At 72.7% G+C, this 16,857-nt stretch carries 14 protein-coding genes; all 14 read right to left on the reverse strand.

Annotated elements, in window-relative coordinates; all coding sequences use genetic code 11:
- Positions 1-57: 57 nt before the first annotated feature.
- Positions 58-867 (reverse strand): hypothetical protein, encoded by an 810-nt coding sequence (locus ACQP09_RS14855; protein WP_433399482.1) that lies wholly within the window; start codon positions 865-867, stop codon positions 58-60.
- On the reverse strand, positions 864-1,130 hold the full coding sequence (locus ACQP09_RS14860; protein ID WP_433399484.1) for an acyl carrier protein: 267 nt from the start codon (positions 1,128-1,130) through the stop codon (positions 864-866). The genes ACQP09_RS14855 and ACQP09_RS14860 overlap by 4 nt, the downstream gene beginning before the upstream one ends.
- A complete protein-coding gene (locus ACQP09_RS14865; RefSeq protein WP_433399487.1) occupies positions 1,130-2,122 on the reverse strand; it encodes a 3-oxoacyl-[acyl-carrier-protein] synthase III C-terminal domain-containing protein in 993 nt (330 codons plus the stop codon). The genes ACQP09_RS14860 and ACQP09_RS14865 overlap by 1 nt, the downstream gene beginning before the upstream one ends.
- Positions 2,122-2,946, reverse strand: coding sequence for an SAM-dependent methyltransferase (locus ACQP09_RS14870; protein WP_433399491.1), 825 nt, complete (start codon positions 2,944-2,946; stop codon positions 2,122-2,124). The genes ACQP09_RS14865 and ACQP09_RS14870 overlap by 1 nt, the downstream gene beginning before the upstream one ends.
- Before the next feature lie 39 nt (positions 2,947-2,985).
- Positions 2,986-3,228 (reverse strand): phosphopantetheine-binding protein, encoded by a 243-nt coding sequence (locus ACQP09_RS14875; protein ID WP_432151456.1) that lies wholly within the window; start codon positions 3,226-3,228, stop codon positions 2,986-2,988.
- A gap of 16 nt (positions 3,229-3,244) precedes the next feature.
- A complete protein-coding gene (locus ACQP09_RS14880) occupies positions 3,245-3,670 on the reverse strand; it encodes a holo-ACP synthase (RefSeq protein WP_433399496.1) in 426 nt (141 codons plus the stop codon).
- Entirely contained in the window at positions 3,667-4,572 is a 906-nt protein-coding gene (locus ACQP09_RS14885; protein ID WP_433399499.1) for a hypothetical protein, read from the reverse strand. The genes ACQP09_RS14880 and ACQP09_RS14885 overlap by 4 nt, the downstream gene beginning before the upstream one ends.
- Positions 4,569-5,441: a diiron oxygenase gene (locus ACQP09_RS14890; RefSeq protein ID WP_432151453.1), complete on the reverse strand. Its 873-nt coding sequence runs from the start codon at positions 5,439-5,441 to the stop codon at positions 4,569-4,571. Before ACQP09_RS14890 ends, ACQP09_RS14885 begins: the two co-directional genes overlap by 4 nt.
- A 213-nt stretch (positions 5,442-5,654) precedes the next feature.
- Positions 5,655-6,281 (reverse strand): pyridoxamine 5'-phosphate oxidase family protein, encoded by a 627-nt coding sequence (locus tag ACQP09_RS14895; protein WP_433399502.1) that lies wholly within the window; start codon positions 6,279-6,281, stop codon positions 5,655-5,657.
- Positions 6,278-7,360 carry a LuxR C-terminal-related transcriptional regulator gene (locus ACQP09_RS14900; RefSeq protein WP_433399505.1) on the reverse strand — a complete coding sequence of 361 codons (1,083 nt, stop codon included), beginning with the start codon at positions 7,358-7,360 and terminating at the stop codon, positions 6,278-6,280. Before ACQP09_RS14900 ends, ACQP09_RS14895 begins: the two co-directional genes overlap by 4 nt.
- 415 nt (positions 7,361-7,775) lie before the next feature.
- Positions 7,776-10,508, reverse strand: coding sequence for a BTAD domain-containing putative transcriptional regulator (locus ACQP09_RS14905; RefSeq protein WP_433399508.1), 2,733 nt, complete (start codon positions 10,506-10,508; stop codon positions 7,776-7,778).
- A 306-nt stretch (positions 10,509-10,814) separates the two neighbouring features.
- The gene (locus ACQP09_RS14910) at positions 10,815-13,781 is read right to left on the reverse strand and encodes a hypothetical protein (RefSeq protein ID WP_433399510.1); all 2,967 of its coding nucleotides are present in this window, start codon (positions 13,779-13,781) and stop codon (positions 10,815-10,817) included.
- Between the two features lie 2 nt (positions 13,782-13,783).
- Complete coding sequence (locus ACQP09_RS14915) at positions 13,784-15,631, reverse strand: HSP90 family protein (RefSeq protein WP_433399512.1); 1,848 nt, start codon at positions 15,629-15,631, stop codon at positions 13,784-13,786.
- A 99-nt stretch (positions 15,632-15,730) separates the two neighbouring features.
- Entirely contained in the window at positions 15,731-16,714 is a 984-nt protein-coding gene (locus ACQP09_RS14920; RefSeq protein ID WP_433399515.1) for a hypothetical protein, read from the reverse strand.
- Positions 16,715-16,857: the final 143 nt, after the last annotated feature.

A 16,857-nucleotide genomic window follows, 5' to 3' on the forward strand; every position in this document is an offset into this window, starting at 1 on the left:
TGCTCGGTCCGATGTGTGTGGTTCTTTCCGCAGTGCTTTCTGCGCTCTTCGGGCGCCCTAGCCGTCGGTCGCGGCGAAGAGCGCCACATGGCTGCGGCCGGAGCGCGGGTCCGTGTCGCACAGCACGATCCGCCGGTACGCGCGCTGCCACTCCTGCCAGTGGTCGGCCAGCTCCAGCCAGAGGCTGGTGCAGTAGCCGCCCGGCGCCACCCGGTGCACCGCGCCGTGCGCCGGGACGTCCTCGGTGACCCAGGGCCCGAGGACCAGCAGCGTCCCGTCCTCCCCCAGCTCCCGCCCGAGGGCGGCCGCCGCCGAACCGGCCGAGCGGGCCCGGACGAACCCGAGCCCCTCGCCGCCTGCGGACCCGAGCACCAGCGCGGCGGCCGAGTCGGTCAGCGGGGTCTCACGCGGGAGCGGCAGCGGGAACGGGGTCGGCAGGGTCGTCTGCTCCAGCACCGCGATCACCACCTCCGCCGCCCGGCCCGAGCGGTGGTACGCCGAGGCGATCCGCAGCGCGGTGAAGGGCGCGGCCAGACCCTGCTGGCCGATCGCGAAGTTCACGGCCCGGCCGCCGAGTTGCTCGGTCAGGTGCGGTGCGACGGCGGTGAACGGCACCACGTCCGGCAGCGCGTGCGCGACGATCGCCAGCTCCGGCCGGCTGCGGCCGACGGCCTCGTCGGCGACGAGCAGGTCGACGAGGTCGCGGTGGTACACGTGCGGGCCGCGGCTCAGCAGCTCCTCGTCCGGCTTCTCGCCGAACGGCGTGAGCAGATCACGGAAGTAGTCGAGCGCGGCCGGAACACCTTCCGGTGTCCGGCCCTGCGGCGACCGCACCGAGGCGGCGGCCCGTACGGTGAGCGCGCTCATGACGCCTCCCCCTCCGCGCGGATCGCGGCCTCGATGTAGTCGGCGAAGGACCCGAGCGTCCGCAGGTCGTCGATGTCGAGCCCCTCCGGGTCGACCGAGATCCCGGTCGCCTCCTCGACGCTCATCAGCATCCCGAGGACGGCGATGGAGGTGAGCTGCAGCTCGTCGAAGAGCGCGGTCTGTTCGGTCAGCCCGCTCACCGGCCGCTCCAGCACCTCCCCGATCGCCTTCTCGATGGTCAGCAACAGTTCCTGACGTTCCATCAGGTATCACCTCCCGCACGGTGGGTGATCACCATCGCGCCGAAGGTGGCGCCCAGGCCGACGGAGACCAGCAGGTAGTGGGCGCCGTCGACCAGGCGGCCTTCGTCCCGCAGCGTGGTGTAGTTGACGAAGACGTCCGAGGCATAGGTGTGGCTGAAGCGCGGGACGTTGTCCAGGAAGACCTTCTCCGGCGCCACCTCCAGCTCCTTGATGGTCTGCCGCCAGGCCAGCTTGTTGACGTTGTGCGGGATCACCAGGTCGACCTCGTCGAGCGTCAACTCGGCGTCCGCCAGGGCCTCGTGGATGACATCGGCGATCCGCCGTCCGTACTGCTCACCGAACTCGGTGTTCTGCTCGGGGGTCAGCTCCAGCCACTGCGCGTACTCGCCGAGCGTCCGGATGGCGAAGGACCGGACCACATCGCCTTCGCCGTCCAGCGTGATCAGGCAGGAGGCGGCGGCGTCCGCCATGATCGAGGTGTTCGGGATGTGCTGGACCATCGGTGAGTACGCCTGCTCGCCGGTGACCATGAGGGCGTACCCGCCCTCCTCCCCCTCCGCGCGCAGCAGCTCACCGAGCACCTCGATGGCGCCGAGACTGCTGACGCACGCCTGGTGGCTGAAGCCGAAGGCCTCCGCCTCGGGCAGCCCGAGGTCCTCACCGACCACCTGCGCGATGTCCACGTCGGGCGGGGCGACGGCCTGGGTGGTGTGCGCGTACGCCAGGTAGTCGACCCGGCCGCCCTCGGGCAGGGCGGCCAAGGCGCTGCGGGCGGCGGGCCGCAGCAGGTCCAGGAGCGGGAGTTCGGGGTCGAAGCGGAGGGTGTCCAGGCCGTAGAACTTCCGGAACACCCCGAGCTGGGCCCGGTGCAGCCCGAGCCGCTCGCCCAGCTCCTCGATCCGTACGCTGCGCTCGGGCACGTACGACTCGATCCGCTCCAACGTGATCCGGCGTGGCCCGGCCGGGGGCCGGTCGGTGGTCGCGTGCGCCATCAGCCCGTCACGACCTCGGCGCGGATCAGCCACAGCCGGTTGGCGCCCCGGCGGCCCCGCGGCTGCACCTCGTACGGCCACCGGCCCTCGCCCGCACCGGTCTGGCCGGGCTCGCGCAGGTCGGTGGTCTTCCAGCCGTGCGCGGTCAGGAACTCCTCGGGCTCGTCGGTGCCGAAGACCCACGGCGTGCCGTCGGCGGCGAGCGCGTCCAGGAAGCGCTTGGAGAACGGGCTCCGCAGCATGGCGCGCCCGAGGACGTCGAAGGCCAGGTGGCTGCCGGGGGCCGAGGCGGAGGCGAGCAGCCGCAGCAGCCCGCCGACCTGCTCTTCGGTGAGGAAGAAGGTGAGCCCTTCCGCGACCCACAGCGTCGGCCGGTTGCGGTCGAACCCGGCCGCCTCCAGCTCCGGCAGCCACTCGGTGGTCAGGTCGGCGGAGACCTCGCGCCGGTCGGTGCGCGGCTCGGCCCCGAGCGCGTCGAGCCGGCGGCGCTTCTCGGCGATCAGCGCGGCGTGGTCGACCTCGTAGAGCTCGGTGCCGTCCGGCCAGTCGAGCCGGAACGCCCGCGTGTCCATACCGGCGGCGATCAGCACCACCTGCTGGATTCCGCTGCCGGCGACGACCTCCTTGATGGTGTCGTCCAGGAACCGGGTCCGGATGGAGATGAACGGGATCACGCCGCCGCCGACGTACCGCTCGATCAGTTCGAAGCCGCGGGGCGCGGCCAGGTCGCGGGCGAGCGGGTCGGTGAAGAGCGCGTCCTCCCGCTCGGACTCCTGTGCGCGGGCCGCGGCCATCCACTGGGCGGTGTACGAGACTGCATCCATGGTGAAGACCCCTCCTCGGGATCGGGCGAAACCGCGGGATCAGGCGAAGAACGCCTTCTCGATGGTCGCGAGCGTCTGGAAGTCCTCGATGTCGATGGTGTCGAAGTCGATCTCGACGCCCGCCGCGTCCTCGATGGTGTAGACGAGCTCGACGAAGGCGAGCGAGTCGACCAGCCGGCTCTCGATGAGGTCGACGTCGGCGGCGAGTTCGGTGCGCTCGGGGTGGCGGCCGAGGATCCAGTCCCGGACCTTGTCGATACCTGCGGAACCTGCGGAACTCATGGCATTCCCTTCGAAGTCAGTGATCCAGCGGGATGAGGTGGTCGAGCGGTGGTGTTCGCGAGGTGGTGGCCGCCGCGACGGCGATCGCGAAGCCGCCGTCGTGGCTGATGCTGATGTCGATGGGGCCGAGTCCGGCGTGCTGCGCCAACTCGGCCGCCACGCCCGAGAGCCGGACACCGGGCCGGCCACCGGGCCCGCGCAGGACCTCGATGCCCTGCCAGGGGACCGGCCGTCCGACCGCGCCGAGGAGCTTGAAGACGGCTTCCTTGGCGGCCAGCCGTCCGGCGATCCCGGCCCGGTCCGGCTCCCCGTCCGGGGTCCGGGACGCGGTCAGCTCACCGGCGGAGAGGAACCGGCCGAGCACCGGCCCGGCGGCGGGGTCGAGCAGCTCGCCGACCCGGGCGAGCGGGACGAGGTCGACGCCGATCAGGGGCTGGCTCACGACGGTGGCGCGGCGGCGGGTGCCTGCGTGCCCTGTGCGGCCGTGCGTACGGCGTCGAGCGCGGCGCCGAGGTTCCCGTCGAAGTGCTCGGTCAGCACGGCGAGCCAGCGCTCCAGCCCGAACGCCACACAGGAGGTGTAGGCGTGTTCGCCGGAGTCCAGCCGGATCGAGCACCGCTCGCCGAAGAAGTTGCGGTGGGTGTTGACCGAGGCGATGGCGAGATCGCCGTACTGGAACTCGTACTTCACCGGGCTGAGCTTCTGCATCAGCGCCCGCCCGCTGTCGTTCCGGAAGAACGGGTCGCCGGCCGCCTCCCGGCCCAGCTCGATGCCGAGCGCGGCGGCGAAGGACTGGATCCGTCCGGTGAAGCGGGCCAGCACCTCCTGCGTGTGGTCGAAGCTGCCGAGCGCCACGATCTCGCGCATCTGGAAGCTGGCGAGCCGGCGCAGCCCGCTGTAGTGGTCCTCGTTGCGGAAGCAGCGGTTGACCAGGGTCACCAGCGAGTCGTCCGCGACCTGGCCGCCCTCGTGGAAGAGGTACGCGCCGTAGCAGGTGGCGTGCGGCAGCCCGTACCGCGCCTCGGTCACGGCCCCGGGCCCGAACCGCCCCTCAACCGGCTTGAACTGATCTCCTGTCAGCTCCAGCGACCCGGCCACCCAGGCGAGGTGGGGGAAGTTGGTGTAGACGTCGAACTTCTCCAGGTCGGTCACCGGGAAGAGCGGCGGGGCGCTGATCTCCTCGGCGCCGTCCGCCAGGCCCCAGCCGGTGAAGATCCGGTCGAGCTCCTTGACGAGCGCGGTGGCCTGCGGGCCGAGGATGGCGAGGGCCTGCTCACCGCCGCTGCCGGTCAGCCGGGCCGATCGGGCCGGTCGGGTCGATCGGGTCGCTCGGGTCACCGTCATCGGATGAGTCCCGTCTTCTCCAGGAACTTGGCGGTCTTACGGAAGGTGCGCTGCTCGGCCTCGGCGCGGGCGGGCGACTCCAGGAGGGCGCGGCGCAGCTCGTGCGGGCGCTCGATGCCGGCGTCGCGGTAGACCTGGGGGTGGTAGAGGGATTCGAAGCTGTGCCGCATGTAGCGGCGGAGGTACGTGGAGACCTCGTCCAGCTCCTGCTCGGTGGCGGTCCGCTTCAGGTCCTGGTGGAGCAGGTTGACCAGTTCGCGGCCGAAGGCGATGTGCCGGGACTCGTCCTGGTGGTGGATCCGGTTGATGCCGCGGATCGTCTCGTGGAGCCGCTCGTCCTCGGCCATCGCCGAGTTGAAGTGGTCGACCAGCTCCTCGAAGATCAGGATGCGGGCGAAGACCAGCAGGCTCTGGACCTTGTCCGAGGGCGCGGCCGTCTCGGCGCCGCCGGCGGGCTGCCGGTAGATCTTCTTGCCGTAGCGGAGGCAGAATTCGGCGAAGAACCACATGTGCTCGTTCTCCTCACCGATGAAATGGTGGAAGAACTCCGACGGCGTTTCGAAACCGGCGGTGTGGATGCGGTTGACGACCTCAACGAGCAGTTCCCGGATGCCGTGGACATTGAGGCTGTAGAAATTGATGCTCTCGTGCTTGGACAGCCGGTGGAGCTGCTCGGGGCTGAGCTTCTCGGCCCATTCCGTGCCGTACGTGGTGGTGAGCTCGGGGCTCATCCACCACATGTCCTCGGGGAGCTCGTCCGGCCACTCGAAGAGCCGGTACGGGTTGTAGTAGTCGTCGATCGACTTGGTGGCGAGCCGGTCCAGGATTCCCCGAAACCGGTCGTTCCGGTCGATCACTTCGCTGACCATCGAGTGATTCCTCCGTTCGCTTCGAGGGCTCTTTGCTGAATCCAGATTAGGAATCCCGGCACGGGTTCCTCAATGCCCGGAACCGGCTGCCGATTTCGGCCAGTGGGCCGTTCGGTTCTGGTCAGGGATTTCCCTCGCGGAGGTGCTGGATGGCCGGATCCGGCTGCCGTTTCCGGACAGCCGGGCGAAAGGCGGGGGCCACGGCCGAGGCGGCTACGGTCGGCCGGCGATCTCCGCGCGCAGGGCGGCGTTCTCCTCCTCCAGCCGCGCGAGGCGCTCGTGGAGCGGGGCCAGCGCCTCGGAGACCTCGCGCTGACTGAAGCGCGGCGTGATGTGGTTGGGGCAGTTCCAGGCGTACGCCTCGACCCGGACGGTCATGATCTGCTCGACCCGGCCCTCGGTACGCGGCGACTCCAGCCGCTCGGCGAGCGCGAGGTCCTCGTCGACGGGTACGGCGGTGGCGTGGCCGAACACCTTGAGGCGGGCCTGCCGGGCGTGGTCGATGAAGAAGAGCGCCACCCGGTCGTCGCCGCGCACGTTGCCGGTGGTGACGTACTGCCGGTTGCCCCGGACGTCCAGAAAGGCGAGCGTGTACGGGTCCAGCACATGGACGAACCCCTGCGGCCCGCCCTTGAACTGGATGTACGGCCAGCCCGTCTCGCCCACGCTGGCGAAGAGGAAGCCGTCGAGGCTCCGGATGAAGTCGGCCGACCGCGCGTCCAGCGGATCGGGCTCCTCGACCTGCTCCCGCAGCCGCCGCCCGGCCGCCGAGGCGCTGCCCATCTCCTCCTGGACCTGCCGTACCGCCGTGGTCTGCGCGAGTTGGTTGAAGCGGCTCATACGGCACTCCTCAGGGCCAGGTCGACCAGGCCGGTACGGGCGGCCAGCACGCCGGCCTGGAAGCGGCTGCTGGCGGACAGGTCCTGCATGATCGTGGCGACATGGCGGCGCAACGTCCGCTCGGACATGCCCACCCGGCGGGCGATGACCTCGTCCTTGGCGCCGGAGGCCAGCAGCGAGAGCAGCGTGGCCTTGAGCTCCTCCATGGTCCCGGCGTAACCGGCCGCACCGGAGTCGAAGTCGACGGCGGACTCCCAGACGCGGGCGTGCAGCCCGGCCAGGAAGGCCGCGACCGTACTGTCGTAGACGACGGCGATCTCGCCGTCCTCACCGTCGGTCCCGGACGGGATGAAGGCGGTCTTCCGGTCGAAGACCAGGAAGCGGTCGCTCATCTCCTTAGTGGTGCGCACCTGGCCGCCGGCGGGCAGGAGTTCGCCGAGGTGCGCGCGGGTGCCGGAGTCGCCGCGGGCGGTGTGCGGGTAGAGGATCCGGCCGCGCGCGCCGCGCCGGAGCGCCTCCAGCACCAGCGGTCGGGCGAGGCGCAGTTCGCGGGTCTCGCGGGCCACGCAGGGCTGCATGACGAGGACCTCGGTGGTGCAGCTCTGCGCGGCCTCCAGCAGCCGCAGCTCGATCTCGTCCTGGTCGCCGGTGATCACCACCGGCTCGGCGCGGGTCCGGGACTGTCTTTCGAACGCCGCCGCGAAGCAGCTCAACTGTCCTTTGAATTCGGCCAGTCGGTGGCGGCTGTCGAGGATCTCCCGCTCCAGCGGGACCAGCAGCTCCATCTGCGCCGCCTCCGGAGCAACCGCCACCAGCCGGTCCGCCCGGCCCTCCGCCGTTCTGACCAGCCGCAGTTCGCGCAGCAGGGCAACCGCCCGCTCGGCGTACGCGGGCGGGGCGCCGAGCTCCTCGGCGATCCGCGGCGGGTCGAACGGGCCTCGCCCGACGGCCCGTTCGTAGAACGCGACGGCGAACTCGTCGATGTCGTCCGCCCATGAGCCTTCCTGCCATGAGCCTTCCTGCCGTAAGCCTTCCCGCCATGAGCCTTCCTGGCCGGGGGCCGGTGCCACGAATTGCATCGTTACCTCATTCTCAGCGCGCGGATGATGGTGGCCTGGCCGAAGGAGAGGGGCCCGGAACGCGCCCCGCACGGAGGGCGGCGCGGGCCACCGTCGAGCTGTGGCAACGCGTCACCTCATGAGTCGGCACGGGGACTGGCCTTGCGGTGCGTGCGGTGCGTTCGGTGCTGTGCGTTCGGCCACAGTACGGTCACGGGCTGGTCGGTCTCCTACAGCCGGACCAGAGCCGGAGAAGCGCACCGGAAGGACGGCCCGGACCGAACAGACCTACCCTGACCTGCACTTCCCCACGAGCACCGCCGACGGGTTCACAGGAACCGGCAGAACTGGTCCAACTGCCGGAGTAGTTGTCCTGCCGCCGGAGCCCGGGAGGCAGGACATGATCACGGCGTACGGTCCGGAGGCGGCGCGGCCCTCAGTAGATCAGCCCGAGCCCGACCACACTCTCGGGCGCCCCCGACGCACCGCCGTGGCGGGTGAGTTCGCGAGGCGGCGGGGTTCGCTCGCCGGACGGCCGGACCGTGCCGCCCTCCTGCCGCGCCGCCCCGATCCGGCGCAGCGCCAGCGCCTGTCCGTCGGCCCAGTCCGCCTGCCGCGCGAGCTCCAGCGCGCTGGAGAACAGCTCCACGGCCTGCGCCCGGTCCGCCAGCAGCCAGAGGCACTCGGCTCGCCGCAGCTGCGCGGCGGCCTGGGCGCGCGGCTCACCGTCCGTCACCGCGGCGAACAGCCCGGCGGTCGCGACCTTGAGGCACTCGCCCATGTACATGCCCACCGAGAGGAAGCCGTGCAGGCTCTCGGCCAGCCGCCAGGCGAGGGTGGTGAATCCGGCGGCGGCGGCCTGCGGGACGGCGCCCGCCAGGTTCTCGCGCTCGCCGTCCAGCCACTCCGAGGCCTCACCGTGGTCCGAGAAGACCAGCGCGGCCGAGGCCGCCGCTCCGGCGGACGGACCGGCGGTGGGCTCCGCCGGGTAGAGCAGCCGGGCCGCCGCGTCGGCGTGGTAGAGGTACCACTCGAAGAGCCGCTGCCGGGCCGCGTACGCCTCCTGGGCGCCGGCCAGCTCACGGGCGTAGGAGCGTACGAGGTCGTGCAGCCCGAAGCGGCCGGCGCCCCGTTCCCGTACCAGATGGGCGTCGGTGAGGGTCACCAGCAGTTCGGCGGCCGCGGCGGAGGTGGTGTCGGCCAGGGCCGCGGCACCGTTGGCGGAGACGTCCGGGCCGGGCATGAGGCCCAGGAGGCGGAACATCCGGCGGGCCTCGGCAGGGAGCGCGAGGTAGGAGAGGTCGAAGGCGGCCCGTACCGTCGAGCGCCGGTCGCCTTCGACGCGCAGTCGGCTGAGCATGTCGTCCCCGGCCAGTTCGGCGCAGTAGCCGGCGATGCCGGTATCGCGGGCGACCAGGTTGGCACCGGCGATCCGGATGGCCAGCGGCAGACCGCCGCAGACGCGCACGAGCCGGCGGGCCGCCTCCTCCTCGGCGGAGGCGACGCACTCGCCGACGATGCTGCCGAGCAGCCGGCGGGCCTCGTCCGGGTCGAGGACGTCCAGGGCGAGCTGGCGGGCGCCGTCGTTCGCGACGAGTCCCGCGAGCCGGCTGCGGCTGGTGATCACCACCGCACAGCCCCGGGCACCCGGGATGAGCGGTCTGACCTGCTCGGCGTCGCGCGCGTTGTCCAGCACGATGAGCATCTGCCGGTCGGCGAGGAGCGTACGGTACAGCGCGGCGGCCTCGTCCTCGTCGGCGGGCAGTCGGCCGGGCGGTGCGCCGAGCGCGCGGAGGAACTGCGCCAGAACGTCACCGGGGCGCAGGGCCGGCAGCGGGGAGTGGCCGCGCAGGTCGACGAAGAGCTGTCCGTCCGCGAAGTGTTCGCGCCGGGCGTGCGCCCAGTGCTTGGCCAGGGCGGTCTTGCCGACGCCGGGCGCGCCGACCACGGCCATCACGTGGGAGCGGCTGGCCGGGTCGGGTGAGACGAGGGCGTCCAGGTCGCGCATCTGCCGGAGCCGTCCGACGTACGAGCCGGACATGGCGGGGAGTTGGGCCGGGAGCGGTCCGGTGGCGGCGGCGCGGCCGGCCGGGGCGGGGCGGTCCGGGTGCTGGGCGCGGGGCAGTTGCTGGCGCAGCACGCGCAGGTGGGCGTCGCGGACCTCGGCGCTGGGGGCGATGCCGAGCTCCTTGTCGAGCCGGTCGCGCAGCCGGCTGAAGACGTTGAGCGCGGCGGCCTGTTCGCCGCAGCTGCCGAGGGTGAGGATCAGCCGGGCGTGCAGGCCCTCGTGGAGGGGCTCGGTGTTGACCATGGACCAGAGCACGGGGACGGCCTCCTCGGGCCGGCGCAGCAGCAGCGCGGTGTCGGCGTGCAGCAGCACGGCCTTGACCCGCCGTTCGTTGACGACGACGGCGGCCGGGTGCTGGCGCAGCACCGGATCGGCGTCCGCGAGCACGGGACCGCGCCACCACCGCAGCGCCTGGGTGAGCGACTCGTACGCGGCCTGGGGGTCGGGCGCGCGGTGGAGGCGCTCCGCCTGGGCCAGCAGCTCGTCGAAGTGGCCGAGGTCGGTCTGGCTCCGGGACGCCTGGAGGAGGTAGCCGGTGGGTGTGCGGATGACGGTGGGCGCGGGCGCGGTGCGCGGCCCGCCGGGGTCCAGGAGGCGGCGGACCTGGCTGACGTAGGTGTGGATCAGGCTCTGGTGGGAGCTGGGCGGCCCGGCCGGCCAGAGGGTGTCGGTGATCTCGCGCTGGGTGGAGGGCTCGGGGTGCTTGAGCGCGAGCAGGCCGAGGAGCCGGCGCAGCATCGGACTGGTGACGGGGACGGGCGCCCGGCCGCGCTGGAGGGCGAGCGGCCCGAGGATCAGCAGCCGCGGCCGGGCGGCGCCGCGCGGTGGCCCGGTACGGGTGGCGGCCAGCAGCTCAGCCAGCTCACCGCCGCTCAACTCCAGCACGTCGGCGAGCCGTTGAAGCGTACGAGCCTGCGGCCGCTGTACCCGCCCCCGCTCGATGTCCCGCAGCGCCCGCGTACTGATCCCGGCCCGTAAAGCAGCCGCCTCCTGACTCAGCCCGGCCCGCCGCCGATACGCCTGAAGCCGATGCCCGAACGCCCCCTGCTCCCCCACCGGCCCACCCGGGGACAGCACCTCGGCCGACATCCGCTCTGACATGGCATCCCCCTCGTCCGATGACCGCCCCCGCCGATCACGGCCCACGGCGCCACTGCGGGCCGCGCACGGCCGACTCTCCGGAGGCTTCGTCGCGGATCAGTTTGGACTAGACCAATGGGACAGGCAAGGGGGCATCCGGAGGGCGGAAGGGGGCGCCCGGCGGGGGCCGACGGGCCTGGCGGGCCTGGCGGACGGGGCGGGTCGACGGGCGGGCGGGCCGACGGGCGGGGCGGCGCAAGGCCCGCCCGGCGCAAGGCCCGCCCGGGGCAGGGCGCGACACCGAGGGGGTGCCGCGCCCCGCTCCCGTCACCCCTCCTCGCGCAACTCCCCCGCCAAGGAGACCAGCGGCTCGCACTCCTCCAGGCGACCGAGCGCCCTCAGCTGGGAGACCGCCGCGTCGAGCCGGGCGAGCGCCGGAGCGGTGCGCTCCAGGTAGATCCCCTCCACGGCACCCGCGAGCCGGACGCACTCCGCCCACTCGCCCGCGCCGGCCTCGTCCTCCGGCCCCGGCTCACCGAGCAGGACCAGCGCCTTCTCCAAGGCGGCGAGGGCGTCCTCGTACGCGCCGACGTAGGCATGGACCCGCCCGTACTCGTAGGCCAGGGCGGTCTCCAGAGAGCGCCCCGCGGGCTGGAACCCGGCGGCCCGGGCCGCGTCCGCGACCCGTCCGGCCTCGTCCAGGTGAGCGAGGGCGGCGGCCAGGCCGTCGGGCCCCTGCCGCTGAGCCCGGAGGCGGGCGAGCTCCCGCAGGCAGTTGCTGACCAACTCGTAGCGCGGGGAGAGGGCATGGGCGGCGAGCGCCCGGTCCGCGACCTCACCGGCCCGGTCGAACTCGCCCGCCTCACCGAGGATCATCGCCGTCTCCGCGGCGATCATGGCGTGGCTCCCCGGGTCGTCCTCCCAGCCGGCCGACTCGGCAGCGAGCGCGACGAACTCCGCCGTGGCGGCCTGGAGATCGTCGCCCGCGTGCAGCGCCCGGGCCCGCAGAAGACGCAGCTGGGCGACCAGCCGGTCATCCAACTCGCCTCCGGTCACATCCGGTTCACCGAGCAGCGAGTCGAGCAGCGCGATGCAGTCCTCGATGCGGCCGAGGTCGAGGCAGAGCTGGGCGGCGTTGCTGTACGTGCAGAACGCGTCCACCCGCTTTCCCTCCCGCAGATCCACCTCCGCCGACCGGGTCAGCTGGGTCAGCGCCTCGCCGGGGCGGCCGAGGTGCATACAGGCCTGGGCCAGGTCAGCGTGCAGACGGGAGGTGTCGACCGCGTCGGCCGGCCACGCGACGGCCAGCCGCACCCCCTCCGCCAGGTCGGCGTGCGCGGCTGCCGCGTCCCGGAGGCCGAGCTGGAGCCGGCCGCGCAGGCCCAGCGCGCGCGGCAGGTGCCAGGCCGGACCGTGCGCCGCCAGCCGGTCGCGGAGGGTGTCGACCTCGGCGACCGCGGCCGGCAGTTCGCCGGAGAGCGCGTACGTACCGGCCCGCAGCAGCATCGCGCCGGAGACCTGCGTGGTGAGGCCGTGCCGGGTGGCGAACTCCTGGAGCAGATCCGCCTCGGCGAAGGCGACGGCGGCGTGCGCCTGGTCGCCCGACGTCTGGAGGCGCACAGCGAGCGCGGACGCCCGCAGCCTCAGCAGGCGTCCCTCGATGTACGGGGCCAGACCGCCCGCCTCCTCCTGCAACCGGACCACGGCGGCATGGGCGTCGGCCAGAACGGCGGCCTTCCCCTCGGCCTCCTCGCCCTCCCCTCCGGAGGCTTCGGAGGCTTCGGCGGCGGCGAGCAGGGCGCAGGCCCGGGCCAGCACCACGTCATCCGGCACTCCGGCGTCCTCGTACAGCCCGACGGCCTCCTCGTGGAGATCGACGGCAGAGGCGTAATCGCCGCGCTCGGCCGCGCGGTACGCCTCGTCGGTCAGCAGGTCCGCGCACAGCCGACCGTACGGGCCGACGGCCGGGTCCTCGGGATGGCTGTACTCGCGGGCGGCGACGAGGTGACGCAGCCGCGCCCAGCAGGCCCGCGCGCCCGGATGCCCCTCCTCTTCCAACTCCCGTGCTCGGCGGATGAGTTCAGGCAACTCCTCGGGCACGGCCGCAGCCGTACGCGAGGCGGACGCGGCAACGGGAGCGACCGCAGCACCGTCCCCCGGCGCGAGCTCGTCCAGACCGCGGCTGCGCAGGACCAGTTCCAGCGCGTCCAGGAGCGGGGCCCGGTCGAGTCGGGCCGTGCGGCGGCCGGAGTGGGCGCTCGTTCCGTTACGGGTGTCGAAGCGCGCGGCAAGAGCGTCGCCCCGTCCCCGTACCTCGGCACGCAACCCTTCCACGGTCCAGGCGCGCCCCGCGTACCCGGTCACGGGCAGCCCACCGTGGCCGAGGCGCTCGACACGGCTCAGCAGCACCTCGACACCGGTCAGGAAGTCGAGCTGGTCCAGCGGCGACTCCACCTCGTCGAACAGGTTCCGGTTCTCCGCGAGCAGTTCGAGCCCACGCGCCTCGTTGCCGGTCAGCGCACAGAACTCCAGGTGCCGGCCGACCTCCCCGGCCATCGACGGATTGCGGCGGCAGGCGCGGTACCCGGCGAGGTGCAGCTCCCGGGCCCGGTCGGCGCGGCCGGTACGCAGCAGGGGCAGCAGCGCGTACGAGAAGGAGCGGGCCGGCTCCTCCTTGCAGGACTCCTTTCCGGCCAGGACCGGCTCCCAGGCCTCCAGCGCGCGCTCGTCGTCGCCCGCGGCGAGGCGGTACAGGGCGCGCTCGCAGATCTCGCAGGCCTCGCAGTCGCTGTACGGGGTCCGGCGGCGGGCCGCCCAGAGCTCGTAGGCGAGGGTGGTGTCCTCACCCACGTGGACGGCGAGCTGGTAGGCCTGCCCGTAGTACGGCTGAAGCCCGAGCCCCTCCTTCCCGTACCGGTCACGCATCTCCCCCAGCCACTGGCGCAGGCTGGCCAGCGGTATCTCGGGCAGCGCGCGCAGCGCGTTGGCCACCCACTTGAACCGCCAGAACAGCTGGTGGCGCAGGCGCTCGTCGAAGGCGTCGGGCCGCTCGTCGAAAAGGGTGAGCAGCCGGGCGAAGACGACGGGCGACTTCCGGGGGTCGGAGCCGTAGGTGTACGCCTCCTGGAGTTCGAGGAGGGCGTGGATGAGCGGTACGGGCTCGGCGAACCGCTCGGCGGCGTCGACGAGTTCCTCGGCGGTGACGGTCCGGGTGCGGCCGTAGGGGAGCCGGTGGTTCTCCTGGAGCGCCTGCAGCAGCTCGTCGGTGTTCTGCGGGTGGGGTGCGGTGGTCATCGTCAGCTGTCCTTGCGGAGGGCATGGGCGAGGAGGTCGAGGAAGGAGCGGTTGATCAGGCTCGACTCGGCGGGCCGGAGCGGGCGCCGGGAGAGCAGCGCGGCCTGCCCGTAGAGGGCCTCGGCACTGGTACGGGCCAGCTCGGGCTCGTCGATGGCGACGGCGGTGCGCACCAGCGGGTTGAGCTGGTTGAGGATCAGCTGGGCGCGCGGGGCCTCCTGGCGCAGCGCCCCGAGGATGTCGCCCCACAAGCCGCCCTCCTGCTCCCGGGCGAGCTGGGAGCGGGTGCGCTCGTGCCGGGCCTCGCGGCTGTCGACGAGGAGGGCGGGCGCGGAGGCGGGATGGAACGTACGCAGCGCGACATCGCAGTCGAAGACGGCCAGGGCGTCCCGGGCCAGGGCGAGGTAGGTTGACGCGGCCAGTTCGGTCGCGCGGTCGACCGGGTCGAGGTGGGCGGTGAGGGTGGCCGGGTCGAGGTCGGAGACGGTCGCCTCGGGCCTGATCTCGGGCAGCCGGTGGACCAGTTCGCGGTCGTAGGTGTAGCCGCCGTTGACGACGCCGAGCCCGGCGGCCGAGGCGATCGCCGCGACCTGCCGGAACTCCTCCACGCTCGACGTCACGAGCACCGTGCGGTGGGTGCGCGCGAACTCGTCGAGTGTCGTGTGGCCGTCGGTCGTCTCGAACGGCAGCCAGGGCAGCAGCAGCCGCAGGATCTCGTCGTCGTGCACGGCGAGCGACTTCACGGCGAGGTGATGCGTCCGGAGGAACCGTCCGAGCAGCTCCGGATCGCTGGCGGCGGCCCGGGCGATCCAGGCGCGCAGCCGCTCGGCGAGGGCGTCCCGTACGGCGGCGAGCGTGTCGTCCTCGTACAGGGACTCGCGGGACGCCGTCGGGCGCAGGCTCTCGGCGTCGATGACACAGCGGACGAAGAACGCCCACTCCGGCAGGATCTCGTCGGCCTGCTCGGAGAGCAGCATGCCCTTGACGTGCACCCGGTGCCCGTGCCGCCGTCCGGCCGGCACCGCCTCGGGCAGCACGCACGCGATGCCCTTCAGCCCGACGGCCGGCAGGTCCAGCTCGATGGTGTCCAGCGGCGCGAACCCGAAGACCTCTTCCCCGTACGCCGTGAGCGCGCGCGACCGGGAGCCCGGGGTGGGGAACGTACACGCCCAGGGCGCGGGTTCGGGATTGACGGAGACCGCCGGCGCCCCCGCCGTACCGTCGCTGAAGGTCACCGGATGGCGCAGCAGGGACCCGAAGTGCCGCCCCAGCGCGTGCACCTGCGCGGGCCGGGTCCACTCCCCCGTGTCGCTGCGCGGCGTGAGCGTGACGGTGGTCCCGGGCAGCGGCCGGGCGGAGGCGGGCAGCGTCCGGACGCTGTAGCTGCCGTCCCCGTGCCCGCGCCACTCCACGGCGGGTGCGTCGGGGGTCCGGGCGGAGCGGCTGAGCACATGGATCTCATCCGCGACGAGGAAGCACGACAGCAGTCCGATACCGAACTGCCCGATGAAGTCGCCGCGTTGCTCGGCGATCCCGTCGGCGCGCTTGCTGCTGCGCCCGATCGTGGCGAGGAAGGTGTGGACGTCCGCCTCGCTGAGCCCGACGCCGTCGTCCTCGACACGGACCACGGACCCGTCGGCGAACAGCCGGATGCCGAAGGCGCCGTCGGGCGCGCCCGGTTCGAGACCGCGCCGGGCGGTCAGCGCGTCCACCGCGTTCTGGAGGAGTTCGCGCAGATAGACGCGGGGGCTGGAGTAGAGGTGGTGGGAGAGGAGATCGACGAGACCGCGCAGATCCACCTGGAAGGCGCGGTCGGCGCCGTCCGGGGACACGGCAGGGGGCAGGTTCATCGGACAGTCCGAGGGGAGGGCCGGCAGGCGGCAGGGCGGAAGGAACGGAGCTCAGGCACGACGGCGGAAATCCGGGATGCGGACGCCGAGGAGCGGGGGTCAGCTGCGACGGGACCGCCTGGCGAACTGCTCTTCCGGATCGTCGAGATAGGTCCAGGGCCAGCTGGTGTAGGCGCCGTCGAGCGCCTGGAAGACACGCCGGACCGTGTGACGCTCACCGGCGAGCGACAGCGCCATGGCGAACACGTTGAAGTCCTGCTGCCACCCGGGGCTTCGCACATACGCGGGGTGGAGGATGCTGCGGTCGGCCGCGTCCCGCAGCTCCGCCTGGACAGCCGGCGATTCGAGACATCCGGCAACCTCCGACTCGACCCACTCCTCGATGTGGGCCATGGCGATCACACAGCCGAGCGGATGCCCCAGCGGAGCCCGCCCGAGCGCCTCCCGGGCGAACGCCAGAGCCTCGCCGGGCTCGCCGCCCCACCGGGGCTGCAACTGCGACAGCCAGTCGATGTGGACCTCCAGGTCCAGCGGATCGCGGCGCAGGGCGGCATCGAACCGGGCCCGGTTGACGTCCTCCCCCAGCGACATTCCCCGCCCGGAGGTGAGAAGCCGCCGCCAGGGAGTGACCCACGAGGGCTCCAACTCGGCTGCGGCCAGCAGCTGTTCCTCCGCCAGCGCGAGCCGCTCCCCGAAGACCTGCCACTGCTCCCGCGTGACATCGACGGCCCGCGCGGAGGTACGCGCCTCCCACCCCCAGATGACGTGCCGGGCCCCGGATATCAGCAGAGCGGCCGCCCGATGGCCGCCGTCCTCCTCCACGGCCCGCCCGATCCACTTCTCCACCCCGTCCACGTCGGCCAGCTCATCGAGCACGCGATGGTCCCGCCCAAGATCAAAGGCCCCGAGCCCGCCCTTGACCCCTTCCCAGTCCCCCGCACCAGCCGCCTCGACCAATGCCAGCACCCGCCGGTCCCCCAGCGCCCGCAACGCGTAGGTCCCGCCCTTCCGCTTACGCACGACCGGCAGGGCATACGGGTCCCCCGCCGTCGCCCCACCCCTACCGAACAACTTCCCGAGCATGCCCGCACCCTCCCCTGACCCCACACGATCTTCGGGTGCAGCATATGGGGGGCCTATGACACCGCCTCCCCAGGGTGTTCACAGGTGCTTCACGTGGGCGGGCGGTTTCCCGCCCCCAGAAGGCGTACCTCCGGAGGCACCCG

The sequence above is a fragment of the Streptomyces sp. CA-146814 genome (genome assembly GCF_050942385.1).
GTDB lineage: Bacteria > Actinomycetota > Actinomycetes > Streptomycetales > Streptomycetaceae > Streptomyces.

Bases quoted from the DNA above. Each gene is read 5' to 3' on its own strand.
- ACQP09_RS14885 (WP_433399499.1), bottom strand. From the start codon at position 4,572: ATGACGGTGACCCGAGCGACCCGATCGACCCGACCGGCCCGATCGGCC.
- ACQP09_RS14865 (WP_433399487.1), bottom strand. From the start codon at position 2,122: ATGGCGCACGCGACCACCGACCGGCCCCCGGCCGGGCCACGCCGGATC.
- ACQP09_RS14900 (WP_433399505.1), bottom strand. From the start codon at position 7,360: ATGCAATTCGTGGCACCGGCCCCCGGCCAGGAAGGCTCATGGCGGGAA.
- ACQP09_RS14860 (WP_433399484.1), bottom strand. From the start codon at position 1,130: ATGGAACGTCAGGAACTGTTGCTGACCATCGAGAAGGCGATCGGGGAG.
- ACQP09_RS14890 (WP_432151453.1), bottom strand. From the start codon at position 5,441: ATGGTCAGCGAAGTGATCGACCGGAACGACCGGTTTCGGGGAATCCTG.
- ACQP09_RS14915 (WP_433399512.1), bottom strand. From the start codon at position 15,631: ATGAACCTGCCCCCTGCCGTGTCCCCGGACGGCGCCGACCGCGCCTTC.
- ACQP09_RS14875 (WP_432151456.1), bottom strand. From the start codon at position 3,228: ATGAGTTCCGCAGGTTCCGCAGGTATCGACAAGGTCCGGGACTGGATC.
- ACQP09_RS14855 (WP_433399482.1), bottom strand. From the start codon at position 867: ATGAGCGCGCTCACCGTACGGGCCGCCGCCTCGGTGCGGTCGCCGCAG.
- ACQP09_RS14895 (WP_433399502.1), bottom strand. From the start codon at position 6,281: ATGAGCCGCTTCAACCAACTCGCGCAGACCACGGCGGTACGGCAGGTC.
- ACQP09_RS14920 (WP_433399515.1), bottom strand. From the start codon at position 16,714: ATGCTCGGGAAGTTGTTCGGTAGGGGTGGGGCGACGGCGGGGGACCCG.
- ACQP09_RS14870 (WP_433399491.1), bottom strand. From the start codon at position 2,946: ATGGATGCAGTCTCGTACACCGCCCAGTGGATGGCCGCGGCCCGCGCA.
- ACQP09_RS14905 (WP_433399508.1), bottom strand. From the start codon at position 10,508: ATGTCAGAGCGGATGTCGGCCGAGGTGCTGTCCCCGGGTGGGCCGGTG.
- ACQP09_RS14910 (WP_433399510.1), bottom strand. From the start codon at position 13,781: ATGACCACCGCACCCCACCCGCAGAACACCGACGAGCTGCTGCAGGCG.